This window comes from Variovorax sp. 01T439_2 (assembly GCF_056398445.1).
The window spans coordinates 1-24,777 of the sequence record NZ_JBFTPJ010000023.1; the positions used below are offsets into that span (position 1 = coordinate 1).

The window sequence follows — 24,777 nt, forward strand, 5'->3', positions numbered from 1 at the left end:
GCGTCGGGCCTGTCGATGCTGCAGAAGGGCTATGAGCCGCCGAGCCGCTTCAACTACAGCGCGGCTGCCTCCCTGTCCTACCAGGTCGACCTGTTCGGCCAGATACGCCGCAGCATCGAAGCCGCGGGCGCCAACACCGAGGCCGCCGCGGCCGCGCTCGACCTCGTGCGCGTGAACGTGGCCGCGGGCACCGCGCGCGCCTACGCGCAGGCCTGCTCGACCGGGCTGCGCCTGCAGATCGCGCAGAAATCCGTCGCGCTGCAGCAGGACGCGCTGAACGTCACCGAGCGCCTGCAGCGCGCGGGCCGCGCCGGTGCCATCGACGCCAACCGCGCGCGTGCGCAGCTGGAGCAGCTGAATGCCGCGCTGCCGCCGCTGCAGGCCGAGCGCCAGGGCGCGCTCTACCGCCTGACCACGCTGACCGGCGCCCTGCCGCAGGACTTCCCGCGCGAGGTGGCCGGCTGCACCGTGCCCCCACGCGTGGCCGGCACGCTGCCGGTGGGCGATGGCGCGGCTCTGCTGCGGCGCCGCCCGGACATCCGCCAGGCCGAGCGCAGCCTGGCGGCCTCCACCGCACGCATCGGCGTGGCCACGGCCGATCTCTATCCGAAGGTGACGCTGGGGCTCTCGGCCTCGTCGGCCGGGCCGGCCAGCGATTTCGGCCGCAAGGACACCATTGGCTGGAGCATGGGCCCGCTGATCTCCTGGACCCTCCCCAACACCGGCATCGCGCAGGCCCGCATCGCCCAGGCCGAGGCCGGCACGCGCGCCGCGCTCGCGAAGTTCGACGGCACCGTGCTGACCGCATTGCGCGAAACCGAGACCGCGCTCGGCACCTATGCGCGCGAGCTCGACCGCCGCGCCGCGCTGCAGGCTTCGCGCGACGAAAGCGCCAAGGTGGCCGCGCAGGCGCGCCAGCTCTACCAGGGCGGCCGCACCGCGTACCTCGACGCGCTCGATGCCGAACGCTCGCTGGCCGCGAGCGACGCGGCGCTCGCGGCCAGCGAGGCGCAACTGGCCGACGACCAGGTGGTGCTGTTCATGGCGCTCGGCGGCGGCTGGGAGCCGGACGATGGCACCGGCCTTGCGGCCAACGAAGCCGCGCCCGCGTCCACCTCCGTCAAGGCTCGCTGACCATGGCCGCTGCCGCACTTTCCTCCACGCCGCGCCGGCATGCGCCGCTGTGGCTGCTGGCGCTCGTCACCTTCAGCGGCACGCTCGCCATGCACATCTTCGTGCCCGCGCTGCCCGTTGCTGCGCAGGGCCTGGGCGCCGGCATGGGCGCGATGCAGATGACCGTGAGCCTCTACATCCTCGGCCTGGCCGTGGGGCAGCTCGCCTACGGCCCGCTGGCCGACCGCTACGGCCGCCGCCCGGTGCTGCTGTGCGGGCTTGCGCTCTATTCGGCCGCGGGGCTTGCTGCGGCGCTCGCACCCGATGTCCATGCGCTCATCGCCGCGCGGCTGTTCCAGGCCATGGGCGGCTGCGCGGGGCTGGTGCTGGGGCGCAGCATGGTGCGCGACACCGCCGAGCCGCAGGAAGCCACGAAGCGCCTCGCACTCATGAACCTCATGGTCACCGTCGGCCCGAGCATTGCACCGCTGCTCGGCGGCGCGCTGGCCAGCGCCTTCGGCTGGCGCTCGATCTTCCATGCACTGTTCGCGCTCGGCCTCACGGGTCTCGTGTTCGCATGGAGGCTGCTGCCCGAGACCGGCATGCCGGGCATGCGCGTCGAAGGCCGGGTGTTGGCACGCAACTACCGCTTGCTGCTCGCGTCGCCCGCGTTCCTTGGCTTTTCGATCGGCGGCGGCTGCGCCACCACGTCGATGTATGCCTTCATCGCGTCGGCACCTTTCATCTTCGTCGACCAGCTGCATCGCCCTGCGCACGAGGCCGGCATCTACCTTGCGATATTGGTGTCGGGCGTGTGGCTTGGCAGCTTTCTCACCAGCCGCCTGATCGTGCACGCGAACCTCGACCGGTTCATGACGCGCGCCAACCTGCTGAGCTGCGCCGCGGCCTTCGTTCTGCTGGGCGCAGCGCTCGCGCAGCGGCTGTCGGTGCCGCTCATCGTGGCGGCGATGTTCCTCTACACCGTGGGCGCGGGCATGGCTTCGCCGGCCGCGCTCACGCGCGCCATCGGCGTCAATCCGCTCGTGATCGGCTCGGCTTCAGGGCTCTATGGCGCCACGCAGATGGCGGTGGGCGCCGCATGCACCGCGCTGGCGGGACTGGGGCACCGCAACCCCGCGATGGCGGCGGCGCTGGTGCTGGCCGGTGCCAGCATCGTGGCGCAGGCCTCATTCGCGGTGGCGCTGCGCGCGCAGAAGAGGGCGGAGGCGGCTGCGTAGCCTGCGCGCGTCAGCGCGTGAAGAGCCAGCCGCCCCTGGGCTGGCGCGTCAGCTCATGCCGCCGGACCGAGCGCTCCTCGCCGTCGTCGCCCACGTACACCACTTCGAAGCGCAGCCGCTTCGGCGACACCATCTTCCAGTTCTGGATGCGCTTGACCGTCACGCAGGCGGTCTTGTCGTGGTACTGCATATCGGCCATCGGCCCGCCCTGGAAGCCGGTGCCGTCGAACAGCCGGCCCGGCGCCGCGAACGGGCTGAGCACGGCGCCGTTGCGCGCGGTGATGCAGCCCTCGGTCCGCACGAAGGATTCGATGGTGGGCGCCGCGCTTTGCACCACCTTGGCCACGGCCGGCGTGGGCGGCCTGGTCACGATGGCTTCGCGGATGCGTTCCACTTGCTCCTCGGTGATCGGCGCGAGCCCGCTGGGCGACACGACCGGCGGCGGTGCCGGCGGTGGCGGCGGCGCGTACGAGGGCAGCAATGGCGCGAGATAGCTGCAGCCTGCCAGCGCCAAAGGGGCGGTGCAGGCGAGTGCGGCGGTCCGGGTTCCGAACTTCATGGATGGGTCTCCTGTCGTCGATTCCTCTTCGGGCCTCTTGCGTGCCTCTTCTTCGATGTCAAAAGCGTTCGTGCGGCGAAAGATAGCGCCACTGGCCGGGCTCCAGCCCCGCCAGCGGCACGCGGCCGATGCGGATGCGCCGCATGGCCAGGATGCGCAGGCCGGCTTCGTCGCACAGGTGCGCGATCTGCCCGGGCCGCGCGCCCTTGAGCGCAAAGCGCAGGCCGGTCTGCTCGTCGGCCTGGCGGCCGATGCTCACGCGCGCGGGCGACCGCTCGAAGCGCACGAGCTGCTCGGGGCTGAGCTTGCCGGCCACGTCGACCATCACCTCGTGTTCGAGCACGCCCGCGTCCTCTTGCAGCTTGCGCTCGATGCGCCATTCCTGCGTGTAGACCACGAGGCCGCTGGCGCCGGTTTCGAGCGGCGTCATGCAGCGCTGCGCCTTGGCGTGCGCGGGCAGGAAGCGCATGCCCGCGCGCTCGGGCTCGTGATGATTGGCGGCCACCAGCAGCCGGTGCGCGGTGTCAGTGGCCATGCCGGCCGGCTTGTGCAGCAGCAGGGTGACGGGCACCACCGGCTCCGGCTTGGCGCCGGGCTCGATCTCGACCTTCTGACGATCGTGCACGCGCGACTGCGGCAGCAGCGCCGGCACGCCGTCGACACGCACCGCGCCGTTCTCGATCAGCAGCTCGGCCTCGCGCCGCGAGCAGCCCGCGATGGCGGCCACGCGCTTGGCCAGGCGGATGCCTTCTTCTTCGGAAGCGCGGCTCATGGCGCGGAGGCCCGTTGCCGGATGCGCGCCACGTGCGCGGCCAGCGACCGGGCGGCCACCGGCCACATGCGCTCGGGCACGTCGTCGTAGGCCAGCGGCAGCCAGTCGTCCGGCGTGCCCTGGGGCAGCCTCTGCATGGCCGCGGCGATCTTGGCTTCGCGCTTCAGGCGGTGCGCCTTCAGCTGCGCGATGGCGCTGCGTGCGCTGCCGATGACATGGCCGTGCGCGGGCAGGATGAAATCGATGCCGCCGGCCTCGCAGGCCGCATCGAGCTTGTCGAGCGAATCGAGGTACGCGTTCATGTCGCCGTCGGGCGGATCGACCACCGTGGTGCTGCCGTTCAGGATGTGGTCGCCGGAGAACAGGAGCCCGTCTTCCTCGAGCACCAGGCACAGGTGGTTGGCGGCGTGGCCCGGCGTGTGGATGGCGCGCAGCGTGTGGCTGACAGGTTCGCCTTCGGCCGTGGTGCCGCTGAGCACCAGGCGCTCGCCGTCGCGCAGTTCGCGCTCCGCGGCAAAGCGCGCCGACGAACGCGCGGTGGGCGCCGAAGACAGCCCGAGGATCGGCGGCTTCTGCTTGCACAGCGCCTGCAGCGGCGCCGCGCCGGGCGAATGGTCGGCATGCGAATGGGTGCACACGATCATGCGGATGTTTCCTTCGGTGGCGCGCCACAGCCGGTCGATGTGGGCCGCGTCGTTCGGGCCCGGGTCGATCACGAGGTAGCCCGTGGCCGCATCGCCCACGATGTAGCTGTTGGTGCCCGGGCCGGTCATGGCGCCGGGGTTGGGCGCGGTCAGGCGCTGCACGTTCCTGATCAGCGGCACGGCGCGCTCGCTCTGCCAGTCGAGCGCATGCAGCAGCTGCCCGTCGGGACACACCAGCGCGAGCTCGCCGTACGGCGAATCGCTTTCCATGTAGCGCGCGTCCTGGCCGCGCAGCAGGCCCGCGCGCGGGCAGCTGGTCCACAGCGGCTGCTCGGCGCCGCCCTGGGGAGCGCAGGCCTGCAGCACCGCGTCCACGCTGGCATAGGCCGCGAGCCGCTGCAGGGTGCGCACGGTCGGAAAGATCATGAAGAAGCTGCCCGCCGCATGGCGCGCCAGCGCATCGGCCGGCCGCACCCAGCAGGGCTCGAACTGCTCGCTCTCGTCGGCCGTGGGCACCTGGCCCTCGGGCATGCGCGCCACCAGGAAAGGCACGTCGAAGCGCTTGGGCAGGTCGCGGTCGGTGATCCAGTGCGCGAGGCTGAACACCTGGTCGCAGGCAAGCACCAGCCCGCGCGCGGCGCATTGCTCGGCAAAGGACACGGGCGACGCGGTGCTGCGGTCCATCGATGCGATGTCCTGCGCGCTCACGGGCCGGCCGTCGGCATGCTGCGCGAGCAGCACGCCAAGCTCCTCGAAGCCTTCGCGGATCGCCGCGATCGCCTGCGTGAGCTGCAGGCTGCTCTGGGTGGACCGCCGTGCGGCGATGTGCGCGGCGGCTTCGTCGGCGGCATCGATCTGCCCGCCGGGGAACACATAGGCGCCTGGCGCGAAGCTTGCAGTGCCGGAGCGGCGCGTCATCAGCACTTCGATGCCGGCCTCTGAATCGCGCAGCAGCAGCACGGTGGCTGCCGCGCGCACGGGCGCGGGCTCGCGTGCGGGGTGGAGTTGTTGGGTGGGACGGACCATGCGGCGATTATGGAGAGATCGCTCGGTGCGGTTGCGTGCCGCATAAGCTCATACCGGATCGGGCATGAACCGCGCGCCACAATCCCGGGCTGCACCGCCCGCATCGAGGAAAGACATTCATGATCCATTCTCCCTTCACTCGCCACCTCAGGTTCTCGTCGTCGTTCTTCGCGCGGCGCCTGCGCCCGGCCTTGCTGCTGGCAGGCGCCGCCCTGGGCGCGGCCGCATCGTCCGCTGCCTTTGCGCAGGGCGACTGGCCGCAGCAGCCGGTCACGCTGATCATGGGTTTTCCGGCCGGCTCGGGCGTCGACGTGGTGGCCCGCGCCATCCAGGAGCCGCTCGCGCGGCAGCTCGGAAAGCCCGTGATCATCGACTACAAGTCGGGCGCGGCCGGCAACATCGCGAGCGAGTACGTGGCCCATGCCAAGCCCGACGGCTACACGCTTTCGTTCGGCACCGCCGCCACGCATGGCAGCAACGCCGCGCTCTACAAGAAGCTGCCGTTCGACGTGGAGGCCGACTTCGTGCCGGTGGCGCCGGTGCTCGACGTCTCGAACGTGCTCACCATCAACCCGGAGGTGATCAACGCCAGGACCTTGAAGGAGTTCGTCGATCTCGTCAAGGCCAACCCCGGAAAGTACAACTATGCGTCTACAGGCAACGGCGCCGGCACGCACATGGCCTTTGCCGAGTTCAATTCGCGCCTCGGATTGAACATGGTGCACGTGCCGTACAAGGGCGGGCCCGAGGCCATCACCTCCGTGGTGCGCGGCGAGACCTGCTGCATCATGAACCAGGTGCAGACGGTGCTGCCGCACTACAAGGCCGGCAAGGTGCGCCTCCTGGGCGTGACCACCGCCGCGCCGGTGGCCGCGGTCAAGGAGGTGCCGACCATCGCCTCCAGCGGCCTTCCGGGCACCAAGGGCTTCGACAGCTCGATCTGGTTCGGCATCTTCGCGCCCAAGGGCACCGACGCGCAGATCGTCGACAAGCTCAAYGCCGCCGTGAAGGCGGTGCTCGAGCAGCCCGAGATCCGCGAGCGCTTCGAAAGCCAGGGCAACACCGTGCGCATCGAATCGCCCGCGCAGTTCAAGAAGACGGTGCACGACAACCGCGTGAAGTGGGCCGAGGTGGCCAGGGCTGCGAACATCAGCATCGATTGAGGGGGCGCCGCGGCTGCGGGCTCAAGGGCCCCCGCGCGCGGGCACCGTCATCGCGACCACGCCCGCCGCGATGCACGCGAGCCCTGCCCACGCGGTGGGCGAGAGCGCTTCGCCCAGGAACACCACGCCGATCATCACGCCGATGGGCACGCGCAGGTAGGCCTGCGCGGCCGTCGACATCGGCCCCAAGGTCTTGATGAGCCGGAAGTAGATCGTGAAGGCGAGGGCCGTGGAGAGCACCGCGAGCGCCAGCACGGCAATCATCGACGCGGCCGATGGCGCGAGCGTCCACGGCCGGTCGATCGCGAGGCTCGCGGGCAGCAGCATCGCCGCGCCGCAGAGCAGCGAGCCCGCGGCGGGCACCATCGGATCGAGTCCCTTGAACACGCGGCCGAACATGGCCGCGCAGCCGTAGCAGACGGCTGCCGCCACCAGTCCCAGTTGGGCGAGCAGCGAATGCCCGAGCCCGTGCAGCGCCTCGACCCCGACGATCATGCAGATGCCCGCGAGGCCCGCCGCCACGCCGAAGAGCCGGCGCAGCGTCGGCTTCTCCGCACCGCCCACGCCCAGGCCCAGCAGGAAGATGAAGATCGGCGAGGTCGAGTTGAGGATGGTGGCGAGCCCGGCATCCACGCTGCGCTCGGCCCACGCGATGAGCGTGAACGGCAGCACGCTGTTGAGGCAGGCCTGCAGCGCGAAGCGGCGCCACATCGCGGGCTCCCGCGGCAGCCGCACGCCGCGCAGGCGCAGCAGCGCGAGCAGCAGCAGGCCGGCGATCAGCGTGCGCGCCGCGATCAGCGTCACGGGCGGCAGCGTCTGCACGCCGATCTTGATGAAGGTGTAGGAGGCGCCCCAGCAGGTGGCGAGCACCGCGAGCAGCATCCATTCGAAGGCGATGCGGGGCGCGGGCTTGGCGGCGGCGGCGAGCGGGGTCGTTGGCATGGTGCGCCGATCATCGAGAGTTCGCGGGACGGACACTTCGGCCTGCAACGAAACGTGCGCGTGATGACCGCGGGCCCGAATCTGGGTACGCTGCGCACGGCCCTGATCCCCACGCATTCAACGATCGACCGACTTTCCATGCCCTCGCTCCTGATCCGCAATGTGCGCCCCATGGGCGCTTCCCCCGCCGATGTGCTGGTGCGCGATGGCCGCATCGCGAAAGCCGGCGCCGCGCTGTCCGCGCCCACCGATGCAACGGTCGAGGAGGGCGGAGGCGCCTTGCTGCTGCCGGGCCTGGTCGAAGGCCACACCCACCTCGACAAGACGCTGTGGGGCATGGACTGGTACCGCAACGAGGTCGGCACCAACCTCATCGACAAGATCGAGAACGAGCGCGCCTTCCGGCATGCGAGCGGGCATGACGCGGCCGCGCAGTCGCTGGTGCTGGCCAAGGCCTTTCTCGCGCGCGGCACCACGCGGCTGCGCACGCATGTCGATGTGGACACACAGGCGGGCCTGCGCCATCTCGAAGGCACGCTGCGCACGCGGCAGACGCTCTCGGAGGTGCTGCAGATCCAGGTCGTCGCGTTTCCGCAGTCGGGCCTGCTGGGCCGGCCGGGCACGGCCGAACTGCTGGGCCAGGCGCTTGCGCAGGGCGCGGATGTGCTCGGCGGCCTCGACCCCTGCGCGATCGACGGCGACCCGGTGCGCTCGCTCGATGTGCTCTTCGGCATTGCCGACAGGCACCAGCGCCCGCTCGACATCCATCTGCACGAGCCCGGCGCCATGGGCGCGTTCTCGCTCGAGCTGATCCTGCAGCGCACCGAGGCGCTGGGCATGCAGGGCAAGGTCGCGGTGAGCCACGGCTTTTGCCTGGGCGACCTGGCCGAGCGCGAGCGCGACGCATTGCTCGCGCGCATGGCCAGGCTCGGCGTGGTGCTGGTCACCAGCGCGCCGCCATCGCGCAGCGTGCCGCCGCTCATGGCCTGCTGCAAGGCCGGCGTGACGGTGCTCGGCGGCAACGACGGCATCCGCGACACCTGGTCGCCCTACGGCAACCCCGACATGCTGGAGCGCGCGATGCTGATCGGCATGCGCTACAACCTGCGCTCGCGACGACGAGCTCGCCGTGGCGCTCGACACCGTCACCCACGCCGGCGCGCGCGGCTGCGGCTTCGAGGCCTATGGCCTGGACGCCGGTTGCCGCGCCGACCTGGTGCTGGTCGATGCGCAGACAGTGGCCGAGGCCGTGGTCGCGCGGCCGGTGCGCAGGCTGGTGGTGGCGGGCGGCCGTGTCGTGGCGCGCAACGGCGTGCTGCAGACCGAGGTGGCGTCCTTGTAGCCGCGCCGCCGTGTGTGTGCGCCCTCGGCCTACGCGAAAGTCCGCTGCCGGCTGTAGGGCGCCGGGCCGGCGCCGGGAGAGTCTTCGCGGCCAACCCCATCCTCGAACGAAAGGCTTTCCATGCGCGCCAACGACAAATTGCTGTCCGGACCCGTTGCCGATCAACTGACGCCGCTGGAAATTTCCCAGGCCGTGCTCCAGGGCGAAGAAAACCCGAACACCGCGCGGCCGCTCACGCCGCTCGAGCAGGCCGCCACGGGCATAGCAACGGGCAGCGGACAACGCTCGCCGCTGGCCCGCATGCTGTGCAGCCCCGCGGTGGCTTGGGGGGCCGCGGCCATGGCGGGCCTGGGCCTGCTCGCCGCGCTGGCCCATGCGAAGCGGGAGCCCACGCTCAGGCCCTGATGCCGCCCGCGGCGAAGGCGGGCATGCGCAACCCGCCTCACTACACTGCTGCGGATGAGCCTTTCCCCTCCACCGCATCGCGTGCGAGAAGACCGCCTCGTTTCCTACTTCCTGAGCGGCGATGCCATGCGCAGCCGCAGCGTGAGCGATGTGGTGCTGTCGGGCAGGGTCGATGTGCCCGTGCCTCCCGCGCGCCTGGTCGCGGATTGGGAGCGCGAGGTTTCCTCGCGCCTGGCGCTCGAACCCGGCAACGTCGAGCCCTTGCCGCTGGCGCGCGCGCGTGCGCGCTGGCCGGACTACCGGCGCTGCGTGCAGGCCATGTCCGACTGGACGCGCACCATCGGTTGGCCCGAAGCGCTGCTTGCCTCCAGCGAAGTCGCCCTCATGGCCTGCCGCGGCGCCCGCTACCACCATGACGGCGCGCAGTACGGCGGCGCGGCCTTCTGCAATCTGTTCCTCAGCGAAGACAGGCAGCTGGATGTGCACTTTCCGTTGACGGGCCACCGGATTCCGCTCGCCCGCGGCGCGGTCCTGGTGTTCGACACCGGGCAGCCGCACGCCGTTGTCGAGCGCGGCCGCAGCGGCTTCGACGCGGCCCGCTTCGCGCCCGGGCGCGACTGCACCCAGGTGTTCCTGAGCTGGGAGCTTCCGATCGAGGATGCGCATGTCGGGCGCGCGCTTCGCATTGCCTTCGATGTCGATGCGCCGACCGCCTCGCAGCTCGATGAAGAGCAGGTCCGCGTCAACGGCGAGCCGGCGAGCCTCTGCCCCGAGTCCGGCCGCTGGCACCGCGGCTGAGCATCGCGCGAGCGCGGGCCCGGCTGCAGTTTTTCGTAGTCCTTCGCACGGGCTGTAGAACGTTTGGATTCGGCGGGTTTTCCTTGTAGACGATGCAGGCGCCGAGCGCAGAGACTGCGCCGTCATCGCCGCTACATCGCGATGTCACAGCTCTTTCTTACGCTGGAGGCCATCCCACCGCCTCGAGAAAAAAGGAGTGTCTTCATCCATGCATCCACGATTCATCCTGCGCGCGCCGCTCGCACTGTCGGTACTGGCCCTTGCATTGACCGCCTGCGGCGGCGGTGATGGCGGAGGCGGCAGCAGTGGCTTCAGCGGAGGCGCCGCCGCTTCGGGCAAGGCGCTCGCCTCCGACCAGCCCAATGSAGGCACGGCCGGCAAGACCGATGCAGCCTCGTCCGGCGCGGGCAGCGAGCCCAGCGTGAGCTACGCGCCCTGACGCCACCCGCGTCCCGGCATTCCCACGACCAAGAACAAACCCCCATGACCACACGCCGCAAGTTCCTCCAGTCCGCCACCGGCTCCGGCATTGCCGCCGCCACGCTGGCCACCTTTCCGCCCAGCATCCGCCGCGCACTGGCCATTCCCGCGCACCACGAGACCGGCACCATCAAGGACGTCAAGCACGTCGTGCTGCTGATGCAGGAGAACCGTTCCTTCGACAGCTATTTCGGCACCTTCAAGGGCGTGCGCGGCTACGGCGACCGCTTTGCCGTGCCCGCGCCCAACGGCAAGACCATCTTCCACCAGACCTACACCAAGACCACGCCGCCCAGCACCTACACGCCCTACCGGCTCGACGAGAGCAAGGGCAACGCGCAGCGCGCGGGCAGCACGCCGCACGGCTGGTCCGACTCGCAGGCCGCGTGGGACCACGGCCGCATGTTCAAGTGGCCCGACATCAAGAACCTGCTGTCGATGGGCTACTACGACACCGCCGAGGTGCCGTTCCAGCGCGCGCTGGCCGAGGCCTTCACGCTGTGCGACCACTACCACTGCGGCATGCACACCGGCACCATCGCGAACCGGCTGTTCTACTGGAGCGGCACCAATGGCCCCAACGGCATCAGCCCCGCCGACGGCAGCCAGGTGCAGCTCGCGGTGCTCAACAACCAGTTCAATGCCGGCAACGACATCGGCGCTTCCACCGAAGGCTGGACCTGGACCACCTATGCCGACCGGCTCGAGAAGGCCGGCGTGAAGTGGAAGGTCTACCAGAGCCTGATCGACAACTTCGGCTGCAACGAGATGATGAGCTTTCGCCACTGGCGCACCGCCATCGAGCAGATGCCGGCGGCGCGCCGGCCCGTGTACGYTCCCGCGACCGACATCACGCAGCCGGTGACCGCCGCCGGCCCGTTCTACGACCCGGCCATCGACGATGCGCTCAGCCCGCTGGCCAAGGGCTTCGGCAACACCATGCCGCAGGGCTTTCTCGAAACCTTCCGCGAGGACATCCGCAACGGCACCCTGCCCGCGGTGTCGTGGATCATCTCGCCGTCGGCCTACAGCGAGCACCCCGGTCCCTCGAGCCCGGCCAAGGGCGGCTGGTACGTGCAGGAAGTGCTGGACGCGCTGACCTCCAATCCCGAGGTCTGGAGCAAGACCGTGCTGCTCATCAACTTCGACGAGAACGACGGTTTCTTCGACCACCTGCCGTCGCCCGCGGTGCCGTCCCGCAACCCCGACGGTTCGCTGGCCGGCGCCACCACGCTGGCCGAGGCCGACACGGCCGTCGAGTACCACAACTACACGCCGGCCACGCCCAAGCAGCCCGCCATGGACGGCCGCCCCTACGGCCCCGGCCCGCGCGTGCCGATGTGGGTGGTCTCGCCCTGGAGCCGCGGCGGCTGGGTCAACTCGCAGGTCTGCGACCACACCTCCACGCTCATGTTCCTGGAGAAGTGCTTCGGCGTGGCCGAGCCGCAGATCAGCAAGTACCGCCGTGCCGTCTGCAGCGACCTCACGAGTGCCTTCAACTTCGAGCGCCCCAACGACGAGCCGCTGCCCGTGCTGCCCGGCCGCAAGACCAAGGCCGAGGCCGATGCGCTGACCGCCGCGCAAGAGGCGCTGCCCAAGATCGTGCCGGCGGCCGACGCCGAGCTGCCGGTGCAGGCCACCGGCGTGCGCCCTTCGCGCGCGCTGCCCTACGAGCTGCACACCAGCGCGCGCAGCGATGCGCTCAACGGCCGCGTCCAGCTGCTGTTCGCCAACAGCGGCCGCGCCGCCGCCGTGTTCCACGTCTACGACAAGCTGCACCTGTCCGACCGCCTGCCGCGCCGCTACGTGGTCGAGCCCGGCAAGCAGCTCGACGGCCACTGGAACGCCATGGCCGACGACGCCGGCCTGTACGACCTGTGGGTGCTCGGCCCCAACGGCTTTCACCGCCAGTTCAAGGGCGACCTGAACCGGCTGCGCGCCGGCAGCGCGCCCGCGCCCGAGATCCGCGTGGGCTACGACGCGCGCCGCGGCGACCTCTACCTGCAGTTGCGCAACGACGGCCGGCGCGATTGCCGCTTCACCGTGCAGCCCAACAAGGCCTACCCGCGCCCCGACGGCTACCAGGCCGGCGGCAGGGACCGCAACGGCAACAACGGCCATGGCAGCGATGGGCACGGCAATGGCGACAACGGCACCTACGGCCACAACCCCGACGGCTCGTGGAGCATCCGCGTCAAGGGCGGCGGCGAGACCGGCATGCGCTGGAGCCTGGACGCGAGCGGCCAGTGGTACGACTTCGTCGTGACCTGCGATGCCGATCCTTCCTTCTACCGGCGCCTGGCCGGCCGCATCGAAACCGGCCGGCATTCGGTGAGCGATCCGGCCATGGGGCTGCAGGACCGCTTCTGAGCTGGCAAGGGGCTGCTTGCCGCTAGGGCAGCAGCCTGGCGATCGCATCCGCGAACGACGGGATGTCGGTCTGGGTGTGCGTCGTCGAGTAGGTGGTCTCGGTGATCGACAGGCCCGGGTAGCCGCGCGCCACGAGCCGCGCATGCATCCGGCCCACCGGCTCGAAATTGCACTCGTCCCGGTTGTCGCAGCGCGTGAGGACCAGCGTTGCAGGCAGCGGCCGGTCGCCCAGCGCATCGTGCATTCGCTGCTCGAGGTCTTCGTACTCGGCTGTCTGGAAGTCGAACGCGGCTTCGAACGCCAGGAAGTCCGAGAACACCAGGCTGCCCGCCGCGCCTTCGAGGAACAGCGCAATGCCGGCCATGCTCCCGCTCAGCGAGAGGCCGGTCAGCAGGCGCTTCGTTGCATTGGCGCGGTACTTCGACTCGATGAACGGCACCAGTTCGAGCGCGAGGAAGTCGTGGTAGGCCACGGCGCCGGGCATTGTGTAGTCCTGCTCGCGGCGGGCCGTGCCGCCGATGCCGACCAGGATCGCTTCGGTGCGGCGCTGCTCGAGGATGTTCCTGAGGTCCGAAAACCGCGTGTCGGGCGGATTGAAGACCCCGTCGGCGTCCATTGCATAGATGACCGGATAAGCCCTCGAACTGCCGTCGTAGGAGGCTGGCAGGTAGATCTCTAGCGCGTAGCTTGCGCCTGTCTTGGCCGAGGTGATGGTGTCGGAGACGACGCGGCTGGTGGCGGGCGGCGATTCGGCGGGCGTCGCGTTGGGCTCGGGCACCGGTGTTGGTGCTGGTGCTGGTGCTGGTGCTGGTGCTGGTGCTGGTGCTGGCGCTGCCGGCGCATCGGGCGCAGGCGGCGTGGCGGTGGCCACCGGCGCGACCGGCACGAAGGCGCCGCCACCGCCGCCTCCACCCCCTCCGCCGCAACTCCACATTCCGAGCGCGAGCGCCCAGCTTCCGACCCATACGAACGCACGCATCCTTTGCCCAAGCTGCATCGGAGTTTTCCTTGAAGCTGGTGGCCTGAAGAGACGCATCAGGGCGTGGCGCCAGGAAAAAGCGCGCCGGCCCGATGCGGACTTTTTCAGGATGCCACGGGAAGCCGTGGGTGCGGCGCTCTTCGGGGTAGATGGAAAACGAAAAAGTCGTATCTGTCCCAATACTGAAGAGACAGAAGAAAGAAGCGTCCATTCCCAGTGGGCGGGACTGCGGGCTTGGACGCAGGAGCGCGGCACAAGATACTGGGCCTCCGCCCGGCATTCGATCGCAATGGCCCCGGGCTTCTGAGTCAACAGGGAGCCGATCGATGAGTGTCCAGCGCGAGCCGCGTGGAGAAGAAATCGCGCGGCCGATCCGGGCGATGGAGTCCGCCCATCCGGTCCCTGCCTTATGGACATGATCAGCTTCCTGGCAGGCGACCATTCGCTTGCCATCCTGTGCATCCTTGCCGGCGTTGCATTCATTGCGGGGGCCTTCGACGCCATCGCAGGTGGCGGCGGATTGGTGACCGTGCCCGCGCTGGTGATCGCGGGGCTCGACCCAGTCTCGGCCATCGCAACGAGCAAGCTGCAAGCGACCCTGGGGGCGGTCTCCGCGACCACGAGCTTCGGGCGCGCAGGCCTGATCGAGTGGAGGCGGATCTGGCCCGCGGCCCTCTTGGCTTGCGTGGGCTCGGTCCTTGGCGCGCTGGCGGTCAGTTCGGTCCCGCAGCAGGTGGTGAAGACCGGTTTGCCCTTTCTCCTGATTGCCATGGCGCTGTATTTCGCCCTGTCGCCCAAGATGACCGACGAGGACGCCGGGCAGAGAATTTCGATGGCGGCCTTCTGCGCGACTGCCGCGGTCGTGATCGGGTTCTACGACGGGGCCTTCGGTCCGGGCACCGGCTCCTTCTTCATGATCGCGTTCGTCCTGCTGCTGGGCTGGGGCGTGGTACGGGCCACCGCGCACACCAAGCTGCTCAACCTCGCGTCGATCCTGGGGTCGCTTTCCATCTACCTCTTTCACGGGGTTTGCTGGGCCATTGCCTTCAAGCTGATGCTGGCTCCGGGGCACCCCGTCCATCAGTGGCTTGCGGGCAGGATGTGAGAGCCCCCACTGCGCTCGCATGCACGTGGTTGCCGGCCTAGGGGGCACTTACACTCCGGCCATATGAGAAGCGCAAGGGACGTTCAATGCGGCCTGCAGCCCGTGGTGGAGCTGCGGAAAGAGGCTGSGTCGTACGCCTATTCCGTTCGCGCGCCGCGTTCGAAGGGCGTGATCCCGCCCAGCTCCTACAGCAACGGCGGCTTCTCGACGCTCGCCGACTGCCTGCTCGACGTGGCGCGCGCACTCGGCGGCGACTTCAGGCGCATCTACGTGCGCCTCGACGGCTACTGCGTTGGAGAGCGCGACATCACCGAACTGCGCCGCGGGCCGCAAGAGGTTGCGGCCGCATTGAGGGCCGCCTGCGACGCGGTTGCGAGCGCCGCCGAAGCGGGTGCTGCCGCATCGGAAGCCAACGATCCCTGAGCTCGCGGCTATGGCTTGATGGTGAGCCTGTCAGCTGCCATTGCGACGAACTCTGATGCGGTAGGCTGGGGCGCGAGCGACGCGCGTCATCTTGGGGTGCCGCTCGGGCGAGCCGCTGCGTTCTCCTCGGATTCCTTCCACGCCGCCCAGCATTGCTGGCTGCAGCATGGCCACCAACCGAGCGGGCCGCATTCCGCGGCCTCTCCGCAGCCCGTTCGGCACCAGACGGTGAGCCGCCGCGACGCGGATGCGCCGGCTTGATCCGGCCTTCGTCCCAACTGCCTCACCGCCAACGCGAACGGTGTTCCATCGACTGGCTGGTCCATCACTTGTCGTCCTTGGGATCGCCCGTCTGCTGCCAGTACGTGCCGCCGAAGGAACTGCGCTTGATGATGGGCAGGATCACGCGCCTTCTCATGGACGCGGGCGACCTACGGGCGCGGGCGAGCGAGCTCGCACGATCGAACATTGACATGAAAGCTCCCTGGCCGCCCTCAGAAGCTGGGGGGCCGTTTTGTCGGGAGATTATGTAAGCCGCTGTTGCAGGCCAGGAAGCTGCCCAAAGTAGTCATCGCAAACGCATCCGCCCAAAGCGTGAACGAATGCACGGCGCCGTGTGGCGCGAGTCGCGTATCGGCACTCGGTGGACAGCCGCTCTGCTAGATTCCGCCCCGGTAGCCATCCATTCGAAGAGTCTTGACTCTGTTCTCCCTGAACCCTTCAATGAAGGTTTTTTTGGCTACCCCTCAACCCGCTTCGGCGGGTTCTTTTTTGGGCAGAACAGTCCCGCAGGAAGCCTCCTTAACCATCGGTTAAGACCGGCTAAACCAGACGCGAATTGCCGTCATGCCCTCGAATCGTGAGGATGCACAGCGCCGGCGCCGTCGGATCCGCACAAAAAAGACAGGAGACAACATGCATCCCAGAAGCCCGATAGGGCGCCAGCCGCGCCTGCACTGGCTCGCGGCGGCGATGGCCACGGCGGCAATCGTCATTGTTGCCGCGCCGGCCGAGGCACGCGTCACCCGCATCGTGATCGACAGCSTCGCGCCGCTCGCGGGCCAGTCGATTCCATATGAGCAGATTCGCGGCCGCGCCTTCGGCGAGCTCGACCCGGATGATCCGCACAACAGCGTCATCACCGACATCAAGCTGGGCGCAGACGCCGACGGCAAGGTGCGCTACGAAACCACGTTCAACCTGGCGAAGCCGGTCGACATGAACCGCGCGAGCGGCTTCCTCTGGCATGACGTGCCCAACCGCGGCGGTGCCGGCACGCTCGCCGTCGAGGAACGCGAGCTGGGCGACGTCGGCCTGCGCAGCGGCTGGCAGGCGGACAACGCTGGCAACACGGGCGTTCCCGCCAACCAGGCCGAGGGCACGAATCACTGGGTGGCCGTGCCCATCGCCAAGGTCGATGGGCTGGCCGTCACGGGCCAGGTGTTCGCGCGGATCATCAACCAGGGCGGCGCGGGCTCCCAGCCGCTGATCGTGCAGACCAACCCCGTGCCCTACCTTCCGGCCACGCTGGACACGGCCAAGGCAACGCTGAAGACGCACACCAAGGAAACGGTCGATGGCGTTGTCACCGAAGGGCCCGCCATCGCGGCGGGCGACTGGGCCTTTGCCAAGTGCGATGCGGGCAATCCGTTTCCCGGCACGCCGATCGACAACAACCCAGCCCATGCGCCCGGCAACCTGCCGGTGCACATCTGCCTGCGCAACGGCTTCGATTCCAAGCTGCTCTACCAGGTGGTGTACCCCGCGCACAACGCCTACATCCTGGGCGTGGGCATGGCGGCGTTCCGCGACGTCGGCGCCTTCTTTCGCCACGAGGCGGCCGACGACTTCGGCACGCGCAATCCGGTGGCCAGTTCCATCAAGGGCACGGCCGTGCGAGGCGTGTCGCAGTCCGGGAACATGGTGCGGCAGTTCATCTTCATGGGCCTGAACCAGGACGAGCGCAATCGCAAGGTCTACGACGGGGCCTGGCCGATCATCGCGGGCCGCCGCGTGGCCGCCAACTCGCGCTGGGCCCAGCCGGATGGCGTGCTGGAGCTCTACCAGCAGGGCAGCGAAGGTCCGCAGTGGTGGGTGGACTGGCCGGACCCGGTGCGCAATCAGCCGACCGGCAGCATCTTCTCGCGCTGCGATGCCAACGACACCTGCCCGAAGGTGATCGAGCATTTCGGATCGGCCGAGGTGTACGCGCTGAAACTCACGCCCGAGTGGATCGGCACGGCCGGCGACGCGGACATTCCGCTGCCGCGCAACGTGCGGCGCTACTACGTGCCGAGCAGCCACCATGGCGGCGGCGCGGGCGGCTTCGCGCACATGCCCGCGGCCGCCACCGGCCCCACCTGTCCCGGCAACAGCTTCGGCCGCGGCACGCTGGCGGCCAACCCGGTGCCGCACACGGAGATCACCAACGTGCTGCGCCTGGCCATGCGCGACTGGGTGCTGAACGGCACGCCGCCGCCGCCCAGCCGGTGGCCCACGCTCGCGGCCAAGACGCTGGTCGACGCCAACATGAAGGCGATGGGCTTTCCGGGCGGCGTGCCCGGCATTCCGGATTCGATCTTCCTGCCGCAGAACTTTGCGTTTCCGGTGTTCGACTACGACTGGGGGCCGCAATTCAGTCATTCGGAAGCGTCCGGCGTGCCCACCAACGTGCCGCCGATCATCAGGAAAGTGATCCCGATGAAGGTGCCGAAGGTCGATGCCGACGGCAACGAGATCGACGGCGTTCCCACGGTGCTGGTGATGGCGCCGCTGGGTACCTACCTGGGGTTCAACATCACTGCCGAGGGCTTCCACCGCGGCCAGGTGTGCAACTACGTGGGCGGCTATGTGCCGTTCGCCCGCACGCGCGCCGAGCGGGCCGCAAGCGGCGACCCGCGCCTGTCGCTCGAGGAGCGCTACGGCAGCCACGAGGGCTACGTCGCCGCAGTGCGGGCCGCCGTCGCAAAGGCCTTCGCCGAGGGCTTTCTTCTGTCCGCGGACCGCGACCGTCTCATTCGCCAGGCCTCGGAGAGTGCCGTGCTGCGCTGAAGGGCGCCGCGCTTTCGATCATGTCCACCAGGGCAGCCGCCGGCGTCGAGAGTTCCGCGCGGCTGCGCATGGCCAGCAGCAGCACGCGTTCCATCTCGATGCCTTCAAGGCCGACCTGCACCAGGCCGAGGGCCTGGGCATAGAGCGCCGCCGCCGCGCGCGGCAGGATCGCCAGGCCAAGCCCGAACGAGACCATGCGGCACATCGAATCGAAGCTGCGCACCTGCACTCGGATGCGCGGCGTGCGCTTGGCCGCGTCGGCCGCCGCCATCACCTTGCGCGTGAGCGATGCGCTGCGTGCCAGCGTGACCAGGTCGTGGTCGAGCACGTCCGCGAGGCAGGCGTTCTGCCGGCCGTCCAGCGCATGGCCCGCCGGCACCAGCAGCACCAGCTGGTCGACATTGCAGACGAGAGTCTCCAGGCCTTCGTGCGGCACGTTGTCGCCGATGACGGCCAGTTCCGCCGTGCCTTTCTGCACGGCGCGGATGCCGTCTTCGCTCAGGGCATCTTCCATGTCGATCAGTACCTGCGGATAGCGGCGGGCGTACGCGGCCAGCACGCTGGGCAGGAAGCCGCCGAAAGCGGAAGGATTGGCGCACAGCCGCAGGTGGCCGGTGGCCCCCGATTGAAGATCGTCGACCGCCTGCACCAGCTGTTCCAGGCGTGCGATCACCTCGATCGCGTGCCGGTGCAGGGTCTGCCCCTCGGGCGTGGCGGTCACGCCGCGCTGGCCGCGCTGCAGCAGCGCCATGCCGCAGTGCTGCTCGAGATCGGTGATGCGCTTGCTCGCCGCCGGAAGCGAGACGCCGAATCGATCCGCGCCCGCCGTCAGGCTTCCACCATCGACGACCGCGACAAAAAGCCGCAGGGAAGTGAGATCGAAACGGTTCAGATTGATCATGGCCGGTGGATTTGACCACTGGCGACGCTACGATCCATTGAAAGAAGGAAGACACCACACCATGCCCATCCTCCCTCCATCCGGTTTCATTTTTTTCCCTCGTACCCGCGGCATCCTGGCGGCCGCCGTTTGCGCCGCGTCGATGTTTATCGCGGGCTGCCAGACACAGCCCGAATTCCGCCCGCTCACCTCCGAGGCGCCGCCGCCGCCCACCTTCGTGACCGTGCCCAGCGAAGAAACATGCCAGGCCGCGCAGGCGCGCTACGCGCTCGGCCAGGCGCTCGATCCGCTGCTGCTGGAGCAGATGCGCACGCGCACCGGTTCCAAATCGGCGCGCACCTCGGCCGTCGGCGCGCCGCTGCCGGTGCCTGCCGATCCGGGGCGGCTCAATGTCGACGTCGATCCGCAGGGCCGCATCACCGCCGCGCGCTGCGGCTGAAGGAAGTTATCAATAATTCCGCGATGACCACCCCTCCGACCCCCACCGCCATCGCGCTCGACTGCTACTACAGCCTTTCCTCGCCCTGGGCCTACCTGGGCGGGCCGCAGCTGCAGGACATCGTGCGGCGCCACCATGTGCGGCTCACGCTCAAGCCCTACGACTTCCAGGCCGTGGTGCCGCAGACCGGCGGCATTCCGCTGAAGACGCGGCCCGAACCGCGCCGCAGCTACCACGCGCTCGAACTGGCGCGCTGGCGCGACTACCTCGGCATGCCGCTCAACCTGGAGCCCGCGTACTACCCCAAGGGTGCGCCGGTCGATCCGAACTGGAACAAGTACCCGGGCTGGATGGTGATTGCCGCGCAACTGCAGGGGCTCGATGCCCAGCCGCTCTCGCATGCGCTGCTGCGCGCGCTGTGGGCCGAGGAACGCGACACCTCCGAAGCCGCGGTGYGCATCGCGGTGGCCGAGGAAAACGGCTACGACGGCGCGGCGCTGCAGGCACTGGAGCAGGCGCCCGAGACCTTGGCGATCTACCGCGCCAACAGCGCCGACGCCATCCAGGCCGGCGTGTTCGGCGCGCCGACCTTCGTGCTCGACGGCGAGCGCTTCTGGGGCCAGGACCGCCTGGCCTTTCTGGACCGGGCGCTCGACAGGCGCCGCCAAGCCACGGGCGGATAATCGCCCGATGCGAATCCGCTTTACCAAGATGCAGGGTGCCGGCAACGATTTCGTCGTGCTGGACGAAACGCGCGGCACGCTGGGCCTCACGGCCGCGCAGTACCGCTTCCTGGCCGACCGCCATTTCGGCGTCGGCGCCGACCAGATCCTCACGGTGCGCCCGCCCTCCAAGGGCGCGGCCGAGGGAGTCGATTTCCAGTACGTGATCCACAACGCCGACGGCGGCGAGGTGGAGCAGTGCGGCAACGGCGCGCGCTGCTTCATGCGCTTCGTGCGCGAGCACCACCTGACCGACAAGGACACGGTGCGCGTCGAAACGCTGGCCGGCATCATCGAGCCGCGCATGGGCGAGGACGGCCGCGTCACGGTCGACATGGGGCCGCCCATCTTCGAGCCCGCGCGCGTGCCCTTCGACACCGCCGGCCTCGATCCGCAGCCCACGGGGTCGTGGCACACCTGGCACCTGGCCCTCGGCACGCATGCCGACTCGGCCATCGTGTCGGTCGCGGTGCTGTCGATGGGCAATCCGCATGCGGTGCAGGTGGTCGACAACGTCGACACCGCGCCCGTGGCCCGGCAGGGCCCGCTGATCGAGCACCACCCGCGCTTTGCGCAGCGCGTGAACGCAGGCTTCATGCAGGTGGTCGACCGCTCGCACATCAGGCTGCGCGTGTTCGAGCGCGGCGCCGGCGAAACGCTGGCCTGCGGCACCGGCGCCTGCGCGGCGGTGGTGGCGGGCATCCGGCTCGGCCTGCTGGAGCGCCGGGTCGACGTGCAGACGCATGGCGGCGTGCTCACGATCGGCTGGGAAGGCGAGGGCCATCCGGTGCTCATGACCGGCCCGGCCACCACGGTTTTCGAGGGAGACATCGAGGTGCCCGAGCTGCCATGACCCACTTCAGAAACAACAAAGACGACGCCATGAACCCGATCACCGAAGACGACATCGCCAACTACCTGGCGAACACGCCCGACTTCTTCGAGCGGCACGCACAGCTGCTGGCGCAGGTGCAGCTCACCAGCCCGCACGGCAACCGCGCCGTGAGCCTGCAGGAGCGCCAGGCCGAGATGCTGCGCGAGAAGATCAAGGCGCTGGAGCATCGCCTGATGGACATGGTGCGCCACGGCACCGAGAACGTGGTCATCGCCGACCGGCTGCAGCGCTGGACCAGCGGCCTGCTCACCACGCGCGATCCGCGCAGCCTGCCCTACCGCATCGCGGTCGACCTGCAGTCGCTGTTCCTGGTGCCGCAGACCGCCATCAAGGTGTGGGACTGCAGCGCCGACTACCTCAACGAGGCTTATGCCCAGTGGGTGAGCGACGACGTGAAGGCGCTGGCCACCTCGCTGACCTCGCCCTACTGCGGGCTCAACTCGGGCTTCGAGGCGGCCAACTGGCTGCCCGAGCCGGCCGGCGCGATGTCGATCGCGCTGATCCCGCTGCGGCCCGATGCCGAGTCGCCGGCCTTCGGCCTGCTGGTGCTGGCCTCGCCGGACGCGCAGCGCTTCAACGCCGAAATGGGCACCGACTTCCTCGAACGCATCGCCGACCTGGCGTCGGGCGCGCTGTCGCGGCTGCGGCCTTGAGCGGGCAGCGCCGGTCCTGGCGGGCCACTGCGTGGCCCGTGCTGTGGACGGTGCTGCTGGCCGGACTGCTGGCCTACCTCGTCATTGCCGCCGTCATCTGGCGGCGCGCGGCCGAGGCGCTGGCCAACCCGCCCGGGCGGCCGGCCGACGCCGCGCTGGTCCTGGGCAACCGCGCCTTCCTCGATGGCAAGCCCAATCCCTGCCTGACGGGCCGGGTCGATGCCGCCATCGCGCTGGCCGATGCGGGCCTCGCGAAGCAGCTCGTGCTGTCGGGCGGCGTCGACAAGGAAGACGGCCGCATCGAGGCCGAGGTGATGCAGCGGCATGCGCGCGCCCAGGGCTACGCCGGGCCGCTGCTGCTGGAGCCGGCATCGACCTCGACGCGCCTGAATCTTGCGATGTCGCGTCCGCTGCTGAAGGCGGCCGGCATCCATGGCGTGATCGTGGTGTCGGAGCCCTACCACCTGTGGCGCGTGGAGCGCCTCGCGCGGGCCAGCGGTTTCGACAAGGACTTCGACGTGCAGTACGCGGCAGCGAGCACGCGCTGCTGGCGCCGCTGGGGCATGGTCTTCAAGGGTGCGTTGCGCGAGCCTCTGGCTGTCGTGAACAATGCGTTCAATGGCTACCTCCACTGAGACGGCGGGGACCGGCTGGGTCGACAAGTACCTGGAGCATGTGCGCGTCGAGCGCCGGCTGGCGGTGCGCACGGTCGAGCTCTACGCCATCCACCTGCAGGCGCTCGCGGCCAACGCCGCCGAGGCCGGGCTCCCGCTCGACCGCGTGCAGACCGCGCACATCCGGCGCTGGATGGCGCAGCTGCACGGCGCGGGACGCGAGCCGCGCGGCATTGCGCTGGTGCTCTCGTGCTGGCGCAGCTTCTACCRCTGGCTCGGCAACGAGGGGCTGGTGGGCTTCAACCCCGTGAAGGACGTGCATGCGCCCAAGGCCGCGCGGCCGCTGCCCAAGGCGCTGGCGGTCGACGACGCGGTGCGGCTCGCCGAACTCTACGACCCCGAGGCCGACCCCTGGACCGAGGCGCGCGACGGCGCCATCGTCGAGGTGCTCTACGGCTGCGGCCTGCGCGTGAGCGAGCTCACCGGCCTCGATGCGCGCGCCAGCAGCACCGCCCGCGGCTGGGTCGATCTCGACGCGCTGGAAGCCAACGTGCTCGGCAAGGGCAGCAAGCGGCGCATCGTGCCGATCGGCAGCAAGGCGGCCGAGGCGCTGCGCGACTGGTTCGCGGTGCGCGGCGATTGCGCGGCGCTGTCGACGGCCGCGCTGCGCGACCCGGCGGGCGCGGCGGCGCTCTTCATCAGCGCCAAGGGCGTGCGCATGTCCTCGCAGGCCGTGTGGAAGCTGCTGCGCGAGCGCAGCCTCAAGGCCGGCCTTGCGGCGCCCGTGCATCCGCACATGCTGCGGCACTCGTTCGCAAGCCATGTGCTGCAGTCGAGCAGCGACCTGCGCGCGGTGCAGGAACTGCTGGGCCACGCGAACATCGCCACCACGCAGGTCTATACGCGGCTGGACTTCCAGCACCTGGCCAAGGTGTATGACGCGGCACATCCGCGCGCGCAGGCGCGCCCCGAGGGCACACGCGCCAAGCCGAAGAACGACGACAACAAGCCAACCAAATAAATGAAAACCCTCCGCCTCAAGCCCGGCAAGGAGCGCTCGCTGCAGCGCCGCCATCCCTGGATCTTCGAATCCGCCATCGCACGCGGCGGTGCCGATTCGGGCGAGACGGTGCGCGTCGAATCCCATGACGGCGCCTTCCTGGCCTGGGCCGCCTTCAGCCCGGTTTCGAAGATCCGCGCGCGGGCCTGGAGCTTTGTCGAAACGCAGCGCATCGATGCCGCCTTCCTGGCCTCGGTGTGCGCCCGCGCGGTGGCGGCCAGGACGCTTTTCGACCTGCAGAGCGACGGTGTCCGGCTGGTCCACGGCGAGGCCGATGGGCTGCCGGGCCTGATCGTCGACCGCTACGGCGATACGCTGGTCGCGCAGTTCCTGTCGGCCGGCGTCGAGCGCTGGAAGGCCGCGATTGCCGATGCGCTGCTCGCGGCAACCGGCCTGCACAAGCTCTACGAACGCTCCGATGCCAGCGGCCGCGAGCGCGAAGGCCTCAAGCCGGTCACCGGCTGGCTGCGCGGGGAGGGCGCCACCGAGATCACGATCCGCGAGCACGGCTGGAAGCTTTCGCTCGATATCGCCACCGGCCACAAGACCGGCTTCTACCTCGACCAGCGCGACAGCCGCCAGCGCTTTGCCGAGTTCGCGCAGCATCGGCGCTTCCGGCGCGTGCTCAACTGCTTTTGCTACACCGGCGGCTTCACGGTGGCCGCGCTCGCAGGCCTGCGCGCGGCCGGCGCGGTGGAGGGCGCCGAGCTGGTGTCGGTCGATTCGTCGCAGCCGGCGCTCGAGCGGGCGCGCGCGCACCTGGCGCTGAACGGCTTCGGCGCCGAGGGTTCGGGCCTGAAGACGGAATTCCTGGACGCTAACGTCAACACCGTGCTGCGCGAATTCATCGAGCAGGGCCGAACATTCGACGCCATCGTGCTCGATCCGCCCAAGTTCGCGCCCACGGCGGCCCACGCCGAGCGCGCCGCCCGCGCCTACAAGGACATCAACCGCCTCGCGCTCAAGCTGCTGGAGCCCGGCGGCGTGCTGCTGACTTTTTCGTGCTCGGGCGGCATCAGCGCCGATCTTTTTCACAAGATCGTGGCTTCGGCGGGCATCGACGCGCAAGTGGACGGCTACATC

Annotated in this window: 24 protein-coding genes and 1 pseudogene; 18 read left to right on the forward strand and 7 right to left on the reverse strand. The window is 69.6% G+C overall.

The features are described from left to right. Together AC1DOC_RS02075 and AC1DOC_RS02080 are read left to right on the forward strand one after the other, a co-directional pair. A partial coding sequence (locus tag AC1DOC_RS02075) for a TolC family protein (protein ID WP_478129339.1) occupies positions 1-1,134 on the forward strand: 1,134 nt, incomplete at its 5' end. Positions 1,135-1,136: 2 nt separating this feature from the next. Further along, positions 1,137-2,351 (forward strand): multidrug effflux MFS transporter, encoded by a 1,215-nt coding sequence (locus tag AC1DOC_RS02080; RefSeq protein ID WP_027729865.1) that lies wholly within the window; start codon positions 1,137-1,139, stop codon positions 2,349-2,351. 10 nt (positions 2,352-2,361) lie between these two features. Here the strand turns inward: AC1DOC_RS02080 and AC1DOC_RS02085 are convergent, their stop codons facing one another. The 3 genes from AC1DOC_RS02085 to AC1DOC_RS02095 are packed head-to-tail and all read right to left on the reverse strand — an operon-like array spanning position 2,362 to position 5,352. Beyond that, the gene (locus AC1DOC_RS02085; RefSeq protein ID WP_027729866.1) at positions 2,362-2,910 is read right to left on the reverse strand and encodes a hypothetical protein; all 549 of its coding nucleotides are present in this window, start codon (positions 2,908-2,910) and stop codon (positions 2,362-2,364) included. A 58-nt stretch (positions 2,911-2,968) separates the two neighbouring features. Next, the gene (locus tag AC1DOC_RS02090; RefSeq protein WP_278877819.1) at positions 2,969-3,682 is read right to left on the reverse strand and encodes an RNA pseudouridine synthase; all 714 of its coding nucleotides are present in this window, start codon (positions 3,680-3,682) and stop codon (positions 2,969-2,971) included. After that, on the reverse strand, positions 3,679-5,352 hold the full coding sequence (locus tag AC1DOC_RS02095; protein ID WP_436299542.1) for an MBL fold metallo-hydrolase: 1,674 nt from the start codon (positions 5,350-5,352) through the stop codon (positions 3,679-3,681). Before AC1DOC_RS02095 ends, AC1DOC_RS02090 begins: the two co-directional genes overlap by 4 nt. Positions 5,353-5,471: 119 nt before the next feature. Here AC1DOC_RS02095 and AC1DOC_RS02100 point away from each other — a divergent pair, with 119 nt between their 5' ends. Further along, the gene (locus AC1DOC_RS02100) at positions 5,472-6,515 is read left to right on the forward strand and encodes a Bug family tripartite tricarboxylate transporter substrate binding protein (protein WP_436299543.1); all 1,044 of its coding nucleotides are present in this window, start codon (positions 5,472-5,474) and stop codon (positions 6,513-6,515) included. 21 nt (positions 6,516-6,536) lie between these two features. Here AC1DOC_RS02100 and AC1DOC_RS02105 read toward each other — a convergent pair whose 3' ends face one another. Continuing rightward, positions 6,537-7,457 (reverse strand): DMT family transporter, encoded by a 921-nt coding sequence (locus AC1DOC_RS02105; RefSeq protein ID WP_436299544.1) that lies wholly within the window; start codon positions 7,455-7,457, stop codon positions 6,537-6,539. Positions 7,458-7,595: 138 nt separating this feature from the next. Between AC1DOC_RS02105 and AC1DOC_RS02110 the strand changes: the two are divergent. The 5 genes and pseudogenes from AC1DOC_RS02110 to AC1DOC_RS02130 all read left to right on the forward strand — a co-directional run bounded on the left by AC1DOC_RS02110 (position 7,596) and on the right by AC1DOC_RS02130 (position 12,852). Further along, positions 7,596-8,799, forward strand: a pseudogene (locus AC1DOC_RS02110) (amidohydrolase family protein). A gap of 120 nt (positions 8,800-8,919) precedes the next feature. Further along, positions 8,920-9,204 carry a hypothetical protein gene (locus tag AC1DOC_RS02115; protein ID WP_018903656.1) on the forward strand — a complete coding sequence of 95 codons (285 nt, stop codon included), beginning with the start codon at positions 8,920-8,922 and terminating at the stop codon, positions 9,202-9,204. A 54-nt stretch (positions 9,205-9,258) separates the two neighbouring features. Further along, a complete protein-coding gene (locus AC1DOC_RS02120) occupies positions 9,259-10,002 on the forward strand; it encodes a hypothetical protein (RefSeq protein WP_436299545.1) in 744 nt (247 codons plus the stop codon). 208 nt (positions 10,003-10,210) lie between these two features. After that, positions 10,211-10,441 (forward strand): hypothetical protein, encoded by a 231-nt coding sequence (locus AC1DOC_RS02125; RefSeq protein WP_478129340.1) that lies wholly within the window; start codon positions 10,211-10,213, stop codon positions 10,439-10,441. Between the two features lie 44 nt (positions 10,442-10,485). Then, entirely contained in the window at positions 10,486-12,852 is a 2,367-nt protein-coding gene (locus AC1DOC_RS02130; protein ID WP_478129341.1) for a phosphocholine-specific phospholipase C, read from the forward strand. Between the two features lie 22 nt (positions 12,853-12,874). On the opposite strand, the gene AC1DOC_RS02135 is transcribed toward AC1DOC_RS02130, so the two are convergent. After that, positions 12,875-13,630 (reverse strand): alpha/beta hydrolase, encoded by a 756-nt coding sequence (locus AC1DOC_RS02135; protein ID WP_436299547.1) that lies wholly within the window; start codon positions 13,628-13,630, stop codon positions 12,875-12,877. 610 nt (positions 13,631-14,240) lie between these two features. Here AC1DOC_RS02135 and AC1DOC_RS02140 point away from each other — a divergent pair. Further along, on the forward strand, positions 14,241-14,936 hold the full coding sequence (locus AC1DOC_RS02140) for a TSUP family transporter (RefSeq protein ID WP_478129342.1): 696 nt from the start codon (positions 14,241-14,243) through the stop codon (positions 14,934-14,936). Positions 14,937-14,999: 63 nt separating this feature from the next. Further along, entirely contained in the window at positions 15,000-15,359 is a 360-nt protein-coding gene (locus tag AC1DOC_RS02145) for a hypothetical protein (protein ID WP_478129343.1), read from the forward strand. Positions 15,360-15,684: 325 nt separating this feature from the next. On the opposite strand, the gene AC1DOC_RS02150 is transcribed toward AC1DOC_RS02145, so the two are convergent. Then, the gene (locus AC1DOC_RS02150; RefSeq protein WP_412510422.1) at positions 15,685-15,834 is read right to left on the reverse strand and encodes a hypothetical protein; all 150 of its coding nucleotides are present in this window, start codon (positions 15,832-15,834) and stop codon (positions 15,685-15,687) included. 440 nt (positions 15,835-16,274) lie between these two features. Between AC1DOC_RS02150 and AC1DOC_RS02155 the strand changes: the two genes are divergently transcribed. Next, the gene (locus AC1DOC_RS02155) at positions 16,275-18,410 is read left to right on the forward strand and encodes an alpha/beta hydrolase domain-containing protein (protein ID WP_478129344.1); all 2,136 of its coding nucleotides are present in this window, start codon (positions 16,275-16,277) and stop codon (positions 18,408-18,410) included. Here the strand turns inward: AC1DOC_RS02155 and AC1DOC_RS02160 are convergent. After that, the gene (locus AC1DOC_RS02160) at positions 18,373-19,311 is read right to left on the reverse strand and encodes a LysR family transcriptional regulator (protein ID WP_062363161.1); all 939 of its coding nucleotides are present in this window, start codon (positions 19,309-19,311) and stop codon (positions 18,373-18,375) included. The genes AC1DOC_RS02155 and AC1DOC_RS02160 overlap by 38 nt on opposite strands. 61 nt (positions 19,312-19,372) lie before the next feature. Here AC1DOC_RS02160 and AC1DOC_RS02165 point away from each other — a divergent pair, with 61 nt between their 5' ends. The 7 genes from AC1DOC_RS02165 to AC1DOC_RS02195 all read left to right on the forward strand — a co-directional run. Continuing rightward, positions 19,373-19,750 (forward strand): I78 family peptidase inhibitor, encoded by a 378-nt coding sequence (locus AC1DOC_RS02165; RefSeq protein ID WP_244883411.1) that lies wholly within the window; start codon positions 19,373-19,375, stop codon positions 19,748-19,750. Between the two features lie 23 nt (positions 19,751-19,773). Beyond that, positions 19,774-20,433, forward strand: coding sequence for a DsbA family protein (locus tag AC1DOC_RS02170; protein ID WP_478129345.1), 660 nt, complete (start codon positions 19,774-19,776; stop codon positions 20,431-20,433). Between the two features lie 7 nt (positions 20,434-20,440). Continuing rightward, positions 20,441-21,325 (forward strand): diaminopimelate epimerase, encoded by an 885-nt coding sequence (gene dapF, locus AC1DOC_RS02175; RefSeq protein ID WP_027730781.1) that lies wholly within the window; start codon positions 20,441-20,443, stop codon positions 21,323-21,325. Then, complete coding sequence (locus AC1DOC_RS02180; protein WP_012746050.1) at positions 21,322-22,020, forward strand: DUF484 family protein; 699 nt, start codon at positions 21,322-21,324, stop codon at positions 22,018-22,020. Before dapF ends, AC1DOC_RS02180 begins: the two co-directional genes overlap by 4 nt. Positions 22,021-22,058: 38 nt before the next feature. Continuing rightward, entirely contained in the window at positions 22,059-22,655 is a 597-nt protein-coding gene (locus AC1DOC_RS02185) for a YdcF family protein (protein WP_027730782.1), read from the forward strand. After that, positions 22,639-23,655, forward strand: a complete 1,017-nt coding sequence (locus tag AC1DOC_RS02190; protein WP_478129346.1) for a tyrosine recombinase XerC — start codon at positions 22,639-22,641, stop codon at positions 23,653-23,655. Before AC1DOC_RS02185 ends, AC1DOC_RS02190 begins: the two co-directional genes overlap by 17 nt. Next, positions 23,656-24,777: class I SAM-dependent rRNA methyltransferase (locus AC1DOC_RS02195; RefSeq protein WP_478129347.1), on the forward strand; the 1,122-nt coding region annotated here is incomplete at its 3' end. It lies immediately after the preceding gene.